Raw genomic sequence first — 13,247 nt, 5'->3', positions numbered from 1 at the left:
CAGTTCTGGTATACTAGCGCCTTTTGCCGAAAAGGCTGGTTACGGGATTATTCATGAACAATCTGTTTTTGTTCTGTCGTGCAGGTTACGAAAAAGAGTGTGCCGCTGAAATACAGGATCGCGCCGCAGAGCTTGAAGTGGCGGGATTTGTCAAGGCAGCGGCCAACGACGCCTACGTGGTTTTCCAGTGTTTTACCCCCGGCGATGCAGACAAGCTGGCCCGTGAATTACCCCTGGACACACTGATTTTTGCCCGGCAGATGTTTGTTTGCGGTGAGCGTTTGAGTGATTTGCCAACCGATGACCGGGTGTCGCCTTTGTGTCAGGCGCTGTCGACCATCGAAAAAGCCGGTGAATTGCGGGTGGAAACACCGGATACCAATCAGGCCAAGGAATTACTCACCTTTTGCCGCAAATTCACGGTGCCGCTGCGGGCGGCATTGAAGCGCCAGGGCAGTTTGCTGGCTACGGAAAACCCCCGCAGGCCCATTGTGCATGTCTGTTTTCCCGCAGCGGGTAATGCCTATGCCGGCTATTCCTACAGCCATAACAGCTCACCATTCTTTATGGGCATTCCCCGGCTGAAGTTTCCTGCCAGTGCCCCCAGCCGCTCCACCCTCAAACTGGATGAAGCCTTTAACCATTTCATTACCCCGGATCAGCAGCCAAGCCGGCTGCACAGCGGCATGAATGCGGTGGATTTAGGCGCTTGCCCCGGGGGCTGGACCTATCAGCTGGTGCGCCGCGGCATGTTTGTGGCCGCAGTGGATAACGGGCCCATGGCCGACAGCCTGATGGAAACCGGGCAGGTAACCCACTACCGGGAAGACGGATTTCGCTTTGAACCAAAGCGCAAAAACATCTACTGGCTGGTGTGCGACATGGTGGAACAACCGTCTCGGGTTGCCCGGTTAATGGAGCAGTGGGCCATCAATGGCTGGTTTGAAGAGGCGATTTTCAACCTGAAACTGCCCATGAAAAGCCGCTATAAAGAAGTGACCACCATTTTGCAGCGGATGGCTGAAGTCTTGCAACAACACGGCTTTCGTCACTATCAGCTGCGTTGCAAGCACCTTTATCATGACCGGGATGAAGTGACCGTGCATTTGTGCTTGCGGGCCGGACAGCACCAGTAACATCTCGGGCACCAGCATTCATTATGGTGTTGGCGTAAGCCGTTGTGGCCTGCCAATCAGTCCCAGGGGGTTACTCGTGGGACAAGCGGGCCAGTTGGGCATCCGAGGCAAACTGCTGCAATACCGCGCGGGGCAATTGGTATTGCTGGCAAATCCATTCCAGATTGCTGTCTACAAAACCCAGAAACTCCCGGGTAAGCATCAGGTTATATACCGCATCGGTCAGTTGCTGATGATGCCAGGCTTGGGAGTGTTGCTGAAACCGGGCGGCCTTATCGGCGTTATACCCCTCAAGGGCGGCTTTTAGGCGCTCACCGGCTTTGCCCAATGCGGCGGATTGTTCTTTGGCAATTTCCTGTTCAAGTAGTGTTTGTTTGTTGCCCCTGAGACTGGCAAGACCGCTTTTAAACACACGCCCTCCTGATAGTGACTGCTTACCTCACGGTTTTATCTTGGGGGGTCATTGGGGTGAGATCAAGTCCTCATGCTGCAATCTGATAGGTGGGTAATCCTTTTGACTACTAATGCCTGACATCTGCTATGCAGGTGGATTTTTACCTGTGTGATTACGTTTGTTATGCATTTTCATCACTCGGCAGTTTTACTTCCAATTGTGCATTAATGTCGGACACTTTACACTGCATCGTAATATCACTAATGTCACCAATGTTTAATATCAGGGGATCATTTCCTGCAACACCTGTATCAAAAGAAAATCTATATTCTTTTTGGTGCTTGTATTCATCTCGCTTTCTAAAAATAGATTCAACTTCTGAGAAAGAGCCATTGAAGCTAGTAGGGTCGTAATACTCAACCAACCCAGCATTAAACCCATAATTATTGGAACTTACTGCTGCTTTAACTCGCTCAATAAATTGAGTTACATTGGTGACTATGACAGCGTACTCGCCAAGATTCTCACATTCTTCAGGAATAGAGATTTGTTTCTTAAAGTCTTTTATTGTTTCTTCAGAAATTTCATCAAACTCACCACTATGAGCTGCATAAACACAAAAAATATTTAGGTGTTCATGCCAATTCATCTGAGTCATTACAGGACCAGCAAGATCCGTAATGACTCTGCCATTGATTTCTAGCTGTATTTGATCTGGTTGATACCAGCCGACGACACCTTCGTGTTTATCACCACGATTAGCTGATTCGTTTTCTTCATATTTTCTAAAAAAAGAAAGCCTATTTGAGAATAATTTTCCTTTTATGAAATCTTCAGCATGTTCTTTCTTATTAAATACTTTTACGAAGAAAAATATCGTTCTACTCACCGTAGCTCCTTATATGGATAACGCTAAGCACAGTTGCAAAATATTTGGCACTACATTTTGCGAAGCAAAATTCGTGACATATATTTTGTCAATTGCTGCGCATTGTTAGGCAGTTTTTCACTAATTCCTAAAGGTCATCATTCGCATCTTTTTCTGTTTTCTTAGCATGCAATTCATTCACAAATGATATATTAGTAACCATAACAATAAAAATTGCTTTTAATTGTAAGAAAGCTAGATAAAAAACAGACGAAATACCTACAATTTTAAGAAGATGCCGATAATTTGCAATTAAATCTGATTTATAAACTAACAAATAGAAAACATTAAAAAACAACAATGAAGATATTACAAATGCAGATGTTAATACAATTAAAACTAAATTTTCTATTCTCTTAGTTTCATCTGTAGGTATAACACTAACAGTGCTTGGTGAAGTATATGCTGAAATAGCCTGCGGATAAGAATAAGCAATCCAAATTCCAGCTAGAGTAAATACTGCTGCTGCTATATTTTGTAGAGTACTCATAATTGGTCGTAAATCTACTAATGATATGTGACCAACTAGACAATAACCAATAACTAGACTAATGACAATATATAAAGAATGGGGAAGCAATCTACTTTTTAGGAAAATAAAAAATGCTTTTAATACTTCTTTTCGATGTGAGTTAAGCAACATGTTCCTCTCCCACATCACATTCATCTCTTATATCATCACCTTCAATTTTAGCCACATCGTTAGGAATTTGAATTAATAATTCATCCCGTTGATTTATTAATTCTTTTAGAACAACATCTGCTGAATAATATGTATGATTTTCAGCCAGTGGCTCTAATTTTATATGTTCTCGACTTACATATTTGTTGAACCACCGAGTGGTGTCATTTCCTGACTCTCTAAAACCAATATTATTCCACCTATCCAAAGGATTATATTCTTTATTATGAACTTTAATAATTTCTGACACTTCTGATTCGGAAAGTGTAACTTCTTCAATTATTTCAACATGTTTACTAAACGTTTTTTTACCTTTAACTTTTGACCAAAGGTTAAAAAGAGAGTCTTTATTATCACTTTTCTGTGTGGAAATCGTATCCCTAACAACAATATGACTAATACGTTTAGCTAATCGAGCAGCATTCGCTTTATCCGTGTTTAACTCTTTAATACTTACGTGAAACTTAGAACGCATAGTTCTAGTATTATCCTCACTCATATAAGTAATATATTTTCTAATAATAGCTTTGCCATTATTAGGGTTAACACTTTCAGTTTCGTTAATTTTTTTCCTAGGGTGGGAAATTCTGTAATCCAAACAACGTTTGATATAATCGCATACATCCTTTGTCATGGCTGATGAGTGTGGGAAATTGACAGTTGCGATAACATTTCTACGAGGGATAAACCAATAATACATTGGTTGCCCCAAGAAGGCACTTTGCCCCTTAACTTTTGGATCTATTTTTATTGAGTCACTCGTATCTAAACCAACTTTTGCGTCTGGTGCAATACCACTGACTTTCCCACTATCGTCCCCAAATCTTCGCCACAAAACAAGTAAAGTATCTTTAGTTTCGGCATCTTGTGCAATGCTTTTACAATATATCTGTGTTCTTCTAGGATGTGCTGTACTATCCCAAGGTATAGTTTGGCTGAAATCACGACCTTTAACCCACTCACAAAAACTATTAATGATTTCTTCCATAGTTCCTTCTTCATAAACAGATTTATGATCTTTGGTAGAATAAAAACCACACTGCTTAACTTCAAAAAAACTAATTGACCCCTTATTCATGATTTTCCTTATTTAAATTAACTACTAACCTACTCATAATTAATGCTGAACTTACGGTTACTGCCTAACATTATATTAGTGCGCATGCACATGGATACAAGGGCTTTACTGAAAGCCGCCTTGTTCATCGCCCTCATGTCAGCCAATGCTTTGCCTACCCATTGTCATCCCGTATCAGGTGCGGGCTGATGAGCCGTTTATCACAAGGCATGGGGCGTGGAATGCGCAAGTGCGCCAGCTTACTACCATTCAGGGATAAAAAAAGCGTACACACTGCCATGCAGGTGTGTACGCGTTAGTGCCTTGCCAGCGAATTGCAAGTAAAAGGCTTTCACTTACTTTTTAACGGTGGCAGGCACAGTCTTACAGGCGTTCCAGCACCGCTTGGGTGAAGTCGGTGGTGCCGTGGCTACCGCCCAAATCGCGGGTGGTGCGATCGCCATCGGCAATCACGGCTAATACCGCATTGCGGATTTTGGCGGCTTTGTCTGCCATGCCCAGATATTCCAGCATCTGCACGGATGCCAGGATGACGGAGGTGGGGTTGGCCAGGTTTTTGCCGGCAATATCGGGAGCACTGCCATGCACCGCTTCAAAAATGGCGGTATTCTTGCCGATGTTGGCCCCGGGCGCCATGCCCAGTCCACCGACCAGGCCTGCACACAGGTCTGACAAAATGTCGCCAAACAGGTTAGTGGTCACTATCACGTCAAAGTTTTCCGGATTCATCACCAGCTTCATGCAGGTGGCATCCACAATCATCTCTTCTGTGGTGATGTCTGGATAACGCTGGGCAATTTCCCGGGCGGTTTTCAGAAATAACCCGGAGGTGGATTTCATGATGTTGGCTTTGTGCACGATAGTGACTTTCTTGCGTTTTTCCTTACGGGCCAACTCATAGGCAAAGGTGGTGATGTGCTCGGCACCCTGGCGGGTGATTACGCTGGTGGCCTCTGCCGTTAAGCCGTCGTCGGACACTTTCTGGCCGTAGCCGGAATACATCCCTTCGGTGTTTTCACGCACGGTGATGATGTCGATATTGTTGTAGCGTGCCTGGGTGCCCTTGATGGAGTGCACCGGACGCACGTTGGCATACAAGCCGAATTTTTTACGCAGGGTCACGTTGATGGAGGTAAAGCCTTCACCTACGGGTGTGGTTAATGGCCCTTTCAGCGTGATGCGATTTTTTTCAATCAAATCAAGTGTTTTTTGTGGAAGCAGCTCGCCATATTTATCCAGCGCGGCCAAGCCGGCATCGGCAAACTCGTACTCAAAATCGCAGCCTGCTTTTTCTAAAATCTGTATTGCGGAATCAATAATACTTGGACCGATCCCGTCACCGGGGATCACGGTTATGGTTCTTTTTGACATGGAGAATCCTTGCACGGGTTAGCATATAGAAAATGTACAACCGCATGTCAAACACGGTTAATGCCATGAAAATGTGTGATATAGATCGCCTTTATTCTAAACACTTTTAAACATTTTTTACAGGAAATTAATGAGCAATCCCCAGCCTTTTTCGGTAGGCTAACATGACAAAATTTTCACATGTCGATAACTTGGTTTGCGTTGACCCAAATCAACGGCGTCGGCATGCCGAGTAAGAGGATAGCCGTGAAATTTTCCGCTCTCGCTTCATTGCTGCTGGTTGCCGGGCTGTCGCTGACGGCCCAGGCGCAAACCCCGACGAAAAACGCACTGACACTGGAAGACATCATGCACTTCCAGTCCATTACCGGGCAAACGCTGGACCCACAAGGCAAGGTGCTGGCCTATGCCACTGCGCCTGATCGCGGCGACAGTTCGGGTTACGTGAAGCAACTGCCAGACGGTGAGTTGCATCAGGTGCCGGGCGGCTCTGCGCCGGTGGTGAGCCATGACGGCCGCTATACCACGTTTTTGCAAAAGCCTGCCTTGCTTGCCCACGAACAAGCCAGCCCCAAAGCCCGCAAGAAACTGAAATCCGGACTGTTGCTGGTGGATAACCACAGCGGCAAGGTGCAGCAGTTTGCGCGGGTCGAATCCCGGGCGTTTTCTGAAGACGGCAAGTTTTTGGCCTTGTGGTTTGATAAGGATGAGGGCAAAAAAGAGGACGCCGATGCCACTGATGCCTCAAGCCAGCCAACCGCCGAGCCTGCTGCCAAACCGGAAAAAGACGCACCCAAAACCGCCAAGGAAGATGCTGGCCGCCGTTTGGCGGTGATTAATCTGGCTACGGGGAAACGGCTTGATTTTGAACATGTGACCGATTGGGATTTTTCCCATGACAGCCGTTATTTGACGCTGGCGCAAAATGACAGTGCCAGTGGGTTTCATCAGTTGCAGCTAGTGCGGCTGGACAGTTTCAATCAGGCGGTATTGTTCAGCAGTAAAACCGAGCAGATAGGCGCCGTTACCTTGAGCCGTGACGCCGCCCATCTGGCTTATACCGCAGGTGATGCGGCGATTGTGGCACCGGAGCGTCCCTATCGGCTGGCGCTGTACAATCTGCATAGCGGTAAATTCACCCCGGTGCTGGGCAGCGGTAAAAGTGCTGATGGCTGGTGGCTGAATCGCTACAGCAAGCTCAATTTTTCCGTAGATGGACAACGGCTGTTTTTCGGGCGGGTGGCGCAGATAAGCCAGCAGTGGCATGTGCCCAAAGTGACCAAAGAAGCGGATTTGTATGATACGCAGGTGATTACCGGACAACGGGGCCTGAATGTGTGGCACGGTGATGATGCCCGTATCAAACCCAATGAAATCAAGCAGTATGACCGTGAACTTAAACGCACGTACCTTGCGGTGCTGCATCTGTCTTCCGGCAATGTGGTGCAGTTGGCCGATACCCAAGTGCCTGATGTGACACGTTCCCAGCACAAGCGCTTTTTACTGGCAAGCTCTGATATTCCCTATCGGAAAATGATCACCTGGGCAGGTTTTTTCCGGGATTTTTATCTGGTGGATATCAATACCGGGCATAAAGTCCGTTTGCTTACCCAGCAGCCCAGCAACAGCAAGCCCACCTATTCACCCAACGGCAAATATCTGGCGTGGTACCAGCAAGGCAAGATTTATCTTTATGATGTGGCAAAGGGCCGTAAATACCCGCTTACCTCGGCCATAAAAACGCCTTTTGCCGATGAAGATCATGATTATCCTTCAGCTGCCCCCGGTTATGGTTTTGGCCCCTGGCTGGCGGATGACTCGGCCATTCTGGTTTACGACAAATACGACATCTGGCAATTTGATACCTCCAGCCATCACGGTTTCATGGTGACCGCCGGTGAAGGGCGCAAGCAGCAAATCAGTTATCGAATGGAAGCGCTGGCACAACCGGACGGGGCGTTTCCCGCCACGGTGACAGACGGCGAAGCCGTATTGCTGCAGGGCTTTAGTGAACGCACCAAAGCCGATGGCTTTTATCAGGCTGAAATCGGCAAGGCGGGCACCCAAGTGTTGTTGCAACAGCCAGCCAAATTGAAAGTGCTGGCACGGGCAGACAAGCACCACACCATGGTGTTCAGCAAACAGCGCTACGATTTGTATCCGGACCTGTATACCGCCGATATCCTAAGGCCCCAACAGGCACAACAACAAACCACGCTGGACAAGCAGCGCCAACAGCTGCCCTGGGGCAAAGCCGAGTTGGTGCACTGGCGTGACGGCGATGGCCGGGTGATGGATGGCGCCTTAATCAAGCCGCCCCATTACCAGAAGGGCAAGCGCTATCCCGTATTGGTGTATTACTACCGATTCATGAGCGACAGGCTGTTCTCCTTCCCTGACATGAAAATCAACCACCGGCCCAATTTTGCCTGGTACGCGGCCGATGACTATGTGATTTTCCTGCCGGATATCCGCTTTGAAGTGGGCTATCCGGGGATCAGTTCCGTGAAAGCGCTGACCGCTGGGGTGCAAAAGCTCATTGACATGGGCATTGCCGATGCGGATGCCATTGGCTTGCAGGGGCACTCCTGGAGCGGCTACCAAACCGCGTTTGACATTACCCAGACAAGGCTGTTTAAAGCGGCCGTGGCCGGAGCGCCTGTCAGCAACATGACCAGCGCCTATAGCGGCATTCGGCTGGGCAGCGGGTTGGCACGGCAGTTCCAGTATGAAACCGGCCAGAGCCGCATTGGCGAAAGCCTGATGCAGGCACCACAGAAATACATTGAAAACTCACCGGTATTTTATGTGGAGCGCATCCAGACGCCATTGTTAATCATGTTTGGCGACCGTGATGATGCGGTGCCCTGGCAGCAGGGGATTGAGCTGTACATGGCCATGCGCCGCGCCGGCAAGGACGTGATCATGCTGCAATATGAAGATGAACCCCATCATCTGAAAAAGTATCCCAACAAGCTGGATTACAGCATCAGGATGAAACAGTTTTTTGATCATTACCTGAAAGGACGTAAAGCGCCCCAATGGATGACACAAGGGGAAGCCTACCGGGAAGCGGCCAAGGATGATTAACCCGTAATGGCGTAATGGCCGGGGGCATTTGCCCCCATTATGATGCCATGGCGGAACATCACTGAAACAATTCAAGAGGCGGCGTCAATGCCGCCTTTTTCATGGGGGTTATACGCCAATTTTGCCCAATACGTGCAGTGGCAGTGCCGGAATCAAACGTTGTGACATTGTCCCCTGACCATGCAGCGGCTTGATGCTTGCGGAGGCATAGGGCAAGGGCTGATGATGCAGGGGAGCGCTGCCTTATGCACCTTTATTCACTTTTGGGTTCCGGCTCGGTTGTGGCCATTTGGGCGGCAGGCTCGCTCTGGCGCAACGCTTGGGCAGATTGCGGCACCATTTGCAGATATTGCTGGTAGGTGTCTGCGCCCCAGCCGATGAGCTTGTCATTGCTGAACAGCAGCGGCGTGCATTCATCCCGGGTGGTAATGCCATCGGCTTGGGTTTGATGGGTACGGTAAAACAAGATGTTAATGGCTTGTCCCTGGCTGATTTTGGCTTCGCTGAAATCCGGTCGCCCCAGTAGATGAATAATGCTTTCGCCGGATTGTCCCAGGGTCAGTTCGGTGAGTTTTTGTTGGTTGTACAGCTGGCGATCTTCCCAGCTCATCTCTGCCGGATCCGGTTCATAAAAAAACACCACCACAGCCACAAATGCCAAATAGGCCAGAAAAATGGTACCGATGATCAGGGGCACTTTGCTTTTCATTTATTTTCCCTTGTCTGTGTTGGCGGGACATCTTGTGGTTGCGTGATTTCAGCTCGGCTCAGCGGTAGCCTCTTTGGGCTGCCAGCGGTAATCACTGAGGTTGAGATTGAGGGTCATATCCGTTTGCAGTTTGGCCAGGCGGTAACTCAGGCGCGCCATGTCATAACCGCTGCGCAGCTTTTCGGCCTGTTTGTGGCCCAGGGTATCCAGAGCGTGATAGATATTGGCCAGCGAGCGGAAACTCTTGAGCAATTCTGCTGCGGATTTGGGGCCAATGCCGGGGATCCCCGGAATGCGGTTGCCGCTGTCGCCGCTCAGGGCGATGAAGTCCAGCAGTTGCTGGCGGTTGATGCCCAGTTTTTGCTCCAGGCTTGCCACATCCATCCAGCGCTGGGCAAAGTGATCCCATTGTTGCAGTCCTTTGAACTGCAACTGAAAAAAACCTTTGTCGGTGGAGACGATAATGGCCTCTCCGGCGTGTTGGCACACTTTGCAGGCCAGCGTGGCAATCACGTCATCAGCCTCGGCGTCGGCATTTACCGATAGCATCCCCGCCGTGGCCAATGCCTGCTTCAGTTGCGGCAGGTATTGGGCCAGTAACGGCGGCATGGGCTTGCGGCCTTTTTTGTAGTCGCCATACAGCTTTTTGCGCCAGGACTCCTGCTCGCCATCCCACACAATCGCCAGATGGCTCGGGTGATGGTAAGCGCATAATTTATGGCAAGCATTCAAGGTGCGCTGGGCAAGCCCGGCAAGGTCCTGTTCATCCGGCTGCGCCGCATACAGCCGGCGCACCAGATTCATGCCGTCAATAATCAACAGGCGGTTCATTGGCAGACCCGGTAGCAGGGCACATAAGTACTGCCGGGCAATTTCATCCTTCCTTGGGCCACAAACGCGTTGAGCAGTTTGTCAATCATTGACATCAGTTGGGGATCGCCACTGAGGCAGAAGGGCCCTTGCTGCTCAATGCTGAGTATGGTCTCTTTTTTGACATTGCCGGCCACAATGCCGGAAAACGCCTTGCGCAGATTGGCCGCCAGCTTGGCTTTGTCCTGCTGGAAATGCAAATCGAGGTTTTCCATGCTGTCATGGGTGGGCACAAAAGGCAGCTGGAAGTCGGCATCAATTTTAAGGCGCCATTGGTACTGGTAAGCATCGCCGGTATATTTGCGATAGGCTTTCACCTCTTCCATCCCTCGGCGCATTACCCGGGCGGTTTCAGCCGGATCATCAATAATGATTTGATAACGCCGCTGGGCGTCTGGCCCCAAGGTGGCACCAATAAAGGCATCAAGCTCGGAGAAATACGCCGCACTGCCAGCGGGCCCTGCCAGCACCAGCGGGAAGGGAATTTCCCGGTTTTGTTCGTTGAGTAAAATCCCCAGCAAATACAGCAGTTCTTCAGCCGTGCCGGGGCCGCCCGGGAAGATGATAATGCCATGGCCCATGCGTACAAACGCTTCCAGGCGTTTTTCAATGTCCGGCATGATGACCAGTTCATTGACTATCTGGTTTGGCGGCTCGGCGGCAATAATGCCCGGCTCGGTAATGCCGATATAACGGGCATCGTGAATGCGCTGCTTGGCATGGCCAATGGCGGCGCCTTTCATGGGGCCTTTCATGGCGCCAGGGCCACAACCGGTGCAGATGTCCAGTTTGCGCAGCCCCAACTCATACCCCACGGACTTGGTGTATTTGTACTCATATTCACTGATGCTGTGACCGCCCCAGCACACCACCACGTTGGGCTCCTGCATGGGCGATATCACCCGGGAATTGCGCAGAATATCAAACACCACATTGGTGATGTGGTTGGAGTTGGTGAAATCCAGATGGGTGACATGGCTGTATTTGTTGCTGACATAGATGATGTCACGCAACACGGCAAACAGATGCTCCTGTATGCCCACAATGATTTGATCATCCACAAAGGAGCAGGCCGGAGGATTGTGCAACTCCAGTTTTACCCCACGCTCCCTGCGCACCACGTCAATATCGAAATCTTCGAACTGTTTGAACAAGGCCCTGGCATCATCGGTGTCTGAGCCGGATGCCAATACTGCCAAGGAGCAGTTGCGGTACAGCTGGTACAGCTCACTTTGGGCACTTTGCTTGAGTAAATCTACTTCTAACTGGGACAGCTGATCCATGCTGCCTCTGGGGTTCACTTTGACAATCATCATGACTCCTGCGCCGGCCAGACCACTGAATTTAGTCAATCATGACCCGATCACGGCTTGCGTGTTTGGCTTTGTAGAGTGCAGCATCGGCACGCTCAAAGGTGTCCAGAATATGTTCGCCAACGAGCACCTGTGCTGCGCCAATGGATAATGTAACGGTAATACGCTGATTTTTAAACTTAAACCGAATATTTTTAATTTTTTCGCGCACCCGGTTGAGCAATTGGGCAATATCGTTTTCGGAAACATCCGGGATTAGCATGACAAACTCTTCACCGCCGTAGCGCGCCACAAATTCCGTTTCGCGCAACGAGTTTTTCAGCGCCAGGGCAATCACCTGCAGGGTCTTGTCGCCAGTGCTGTGACCAAAACTGTCATTGATAAGCTTGAAGTGATCAATATCGGCCACTGCCACCCACAGGGAACCCTTATGGTGTTGGAAACGGCGAAACTCCTGATCCATGCGCTCATCCAGCGCCGCCCGGTTGGGCAATTGGGTCAGGCTGTCCAGCTGATTGAGGCGCTGCTGTTCAAACAGGCGCTTTTTATAGGAAGAGACTTCAGCGGTCATCTCCGTCAGCTCTTTGCGCAGGGTTTTAATCGACCGCTGAAACAGCACCATCTCCTGCCGCTCCAGGGTTTCCTTGTGGGCAATGCCTTTTTGAATGGCCTGTAGCTGCTCGGTGACTTTTTGCTTTAGCAGGGTAATTTCATCAATGGCATTGATGCTGCCCAGCACGTTGTTGACATGGCCGGAGATTTCCTGGTTAAGCTGGTGTTTCAGCTGTTGATGGTGTTCCGCTTTGCTGAATGACTCGCTGACAATGTTGCGAACGGAAGCCAGGGCCTCGTTGAGGGTTTGTAAAAATTTCTTCGAGGTGGACTTTTCCCGGGCAAAATAATCCAGCAAAAGGCGCAGGATGGTTTGGTAGGTGTCCAGCAGCTCATCCACGGTCAGGGTGTCGCTGGCCAGAACCTCTTTGAGTTTAATGATGTGATCCCGCTGGGGTTTGGGAAAATCCATGTCGGAAATCAGCTGCGCCAGCTCTTGGGATAACTGGCGGTGAACGGGCTGTATTTCAAGCGTTTCACCGCGTTGCTTTTGGATTAAAAGCTGTTCGTAATAACCGATGAGTTTTTCAATTTTCGGGAAATATTCCCAAATGTTCTGAAATGGTTTGGTCAGTCCGCTACGGAAGCTGGTCAGCTCTTTTATGATTTTTTCTGGCAGGTTATCAACACGTTGCAATTCTCGGCTGAAGTCATCCAGTGCATTGCGGCCGTGTTCCAGTTTGCGCCTGACCACGTGTTCCTGACCACTGAGCAGACGTTCAATGGCGGGCAGCTCGGGAATGATTTCATCAAGATTTTCGTAATTGCCGATGTTGGCGCGCAGTTTGTCGAGTTTTTGATCCAGCTCTTTGTTGTGGCCCTTGCAGGCAAAGCTCATTTGGGTCATGAGCCTTGTGAGCGCCATTAACTTGTTGTTGCGGTCATCGTTGAGTGCTTCCAGGGCCGCAGTGGTGGCTTGTAACTTTTGCTTTAACAAGCCCAGTTGTGACTCATCCAAACTGTCGTGGTTCATTCCAGAAGTATTCCCTAGACATTTACGTCATGTAGCTGCCATTGGCACCCGTCTCTCATCAGTGCCTTGTTGTCATTAATGTTATAGCAAA

At 49.3% G+C, this 13,247-nt stretch carries 11 protein-coding genes; 2 read left to right on the top strand and 9 right to left on the bottom strand.

Going from position 1 to position 13,247, the window contains the following annotated elements; genetic code table 11:
* Positions 1–53: 53 nt before the first annotated feature.
* On the top strand, positions 54–1,136 hold the full coding sequence (gene rlmM, locus ACIDEJ_RS06015) for a 23S rRNA (cytidine(2498)-2'-O)-methyltransferase RlmM (protein WP_411987178.1): 1,083 nt from the start codon (positions 54–56) through the stop codon (positions 1,134–1,136).
* A 70-nt stretch (positions 1,137–1,206) separates the two neighbouring features.
* Here rlmM and ACIDEJ_RS06010 read toward each other — a convergent pair whose 3' ends face one another.
* The 5 genes from ACIDEJ_RS06010 to ACIDEJ_RS05990 form a co-directional block, all read right to left on the bottom strand.
* On the bottom strand, positions 1,207–1,548 hold the full coding sequence (locus ACIDEJ_RS06010; protein WP_411987177.1) for a hypothetical protein: 342 nt from the start codon (positions 1,546–1,548) through the stop codon (positions 1,207–1,209).
* Between the two features lie 163 nt (positions 1,549–1,711).
* On the bottom strand, positions 1,712–2,419 hold the full coding sequence (locus ACIDEJ_RS06005; protein WP_411987176.1) for a hypothetical protein: 708 nt from the start codon (positions 2,417–2,419) through the stop codon (positions 1,712–1,714).
* A gap of 127 nt (positions 2,420–2,546) precedes the next feature.
* Positions 2,547–3,101, bottom strand: coding sequence for a hypothetical protein (locus tag ACIDEJ_RS06000; RefSeq protein ID WP_411987175.1), 555 nt, complete (start codon positions 3,099–3,101; stop codon positions 2,547–2,549).
* Positions 3,091–4,218, bottom strand: a complete 1,128-nt coding sequence (locus ACIDEJ_RS05995; RefSeq protein ID WP_411987174.1) for a hypothetical protein — start codon at positions 4,216–4,218, stop codon at positions 3,091–3,093. The genes ACIDEJ_RS06000 and ACIDEJ_RS05995 overlap by 11 nt, the downstream gene beginning before the upstream one ends.
* 363 nt (positions 4,219–4,581) lie before the next feature.
* Positions 4,582–5,589, bottom strand: coding sequence for an isocitrate dehydrogenase (locus ACIDEJ_RS05990; RefSeq protein ID WP_411987173.1), 1,008 nt, complete (start codon positions 5,587–5,589; stop codon positions 4,582–4,584).
* Positions 5,590–5,835: 246 nt separating this feature from the next.
* On the opposite strand from ACIDEJ_RS05990, the gene ACIDEJ_RS05985 reads away from it, so the two are divergent.
* Complete coding sequence (locus ACIDEJ_RS05985) at positions 5,836–8,679, top strand: prolyl oligopeptidase family serine peptidase (protein WP_411987172.1); 2,844 nt, start codon at positions 5,836–5,838, stop codon at positions 8,677–8,679.
* Positions 8,680–8,932: 253 nt separating this feature from the next.
* On the opposite strand, the gene ACIDEJ_RS05980 is transcribed toward ACIDEJ_RS05985, so the two are convergent.
* From ACIDEJ_RS05980 to ACIDEJ_RS05965, 4 genes are read right to left on the bottom strand one after another with little or no spacing between them, the layout of a single operon-like run.
* On the bottom strand, positions 8,933–9,388 hold the full coding sequence (locus ACIDEJ_RS05980; protein ID WP_411987171.1) for a DUF3192 domain-containing protein: 456 nt from the start codon (positions 9,386–9,388) through the stop codon (positions 8,933–8,935).
* Positions 9,389–9,436: 48 nt separating this feature from the next.
* Positions 9,437–10,219, bottom strand: coding sequence for a flap endonuclease Xni (gene xni, locus ACIDEJ_RS05975; protein ID WP_411987170.1), 783 nt, complete (start codon positions 10,217–10,219; stop codon positions 9,437–9,439).
* Positions 10,216–11,571, bottom strand: coding sequence for a nucleotide 5'-monophosphate nucleosidase PpnN (gene ppnN / locus ACIDEJ_RS05970; RefSeq protein ID WP_411987301.1), 1,356 nt, complete (start codon positions 11,569–11,571; stop codon positions 10,216–10,218). Before ppnN ends, xni begins: the two co-directional genes overlap by 4 nt.
* Positions 11,572–11,602: 31 nt before the next feature.
* Entirely contained in the window at positions 11,603–13,156 is a 1,554-nt protein-coding gene (locus tag ACIDEJ_RS05965) for a diguanylate cyclase domain-containing protein (protein ID WP_411987169.1), read from the bottom strand.
* Between the last annotated feature and the right edge of the window lie 91 nt (positions 13,157–13,247).

Source organism: Shewanella mytili, from assembly GCF_046765975.1.
GTDB classification, from domain to species: domain Bacteria; phylum Pseudomonadota; class Gammaproteobacteria; order Enterobacterales; family Shewanellaceae; genus Shewanella; species Shewanella mytili.
This window is presented reverse-complemented; position numbering and strand designations above follow the sequence as displayed.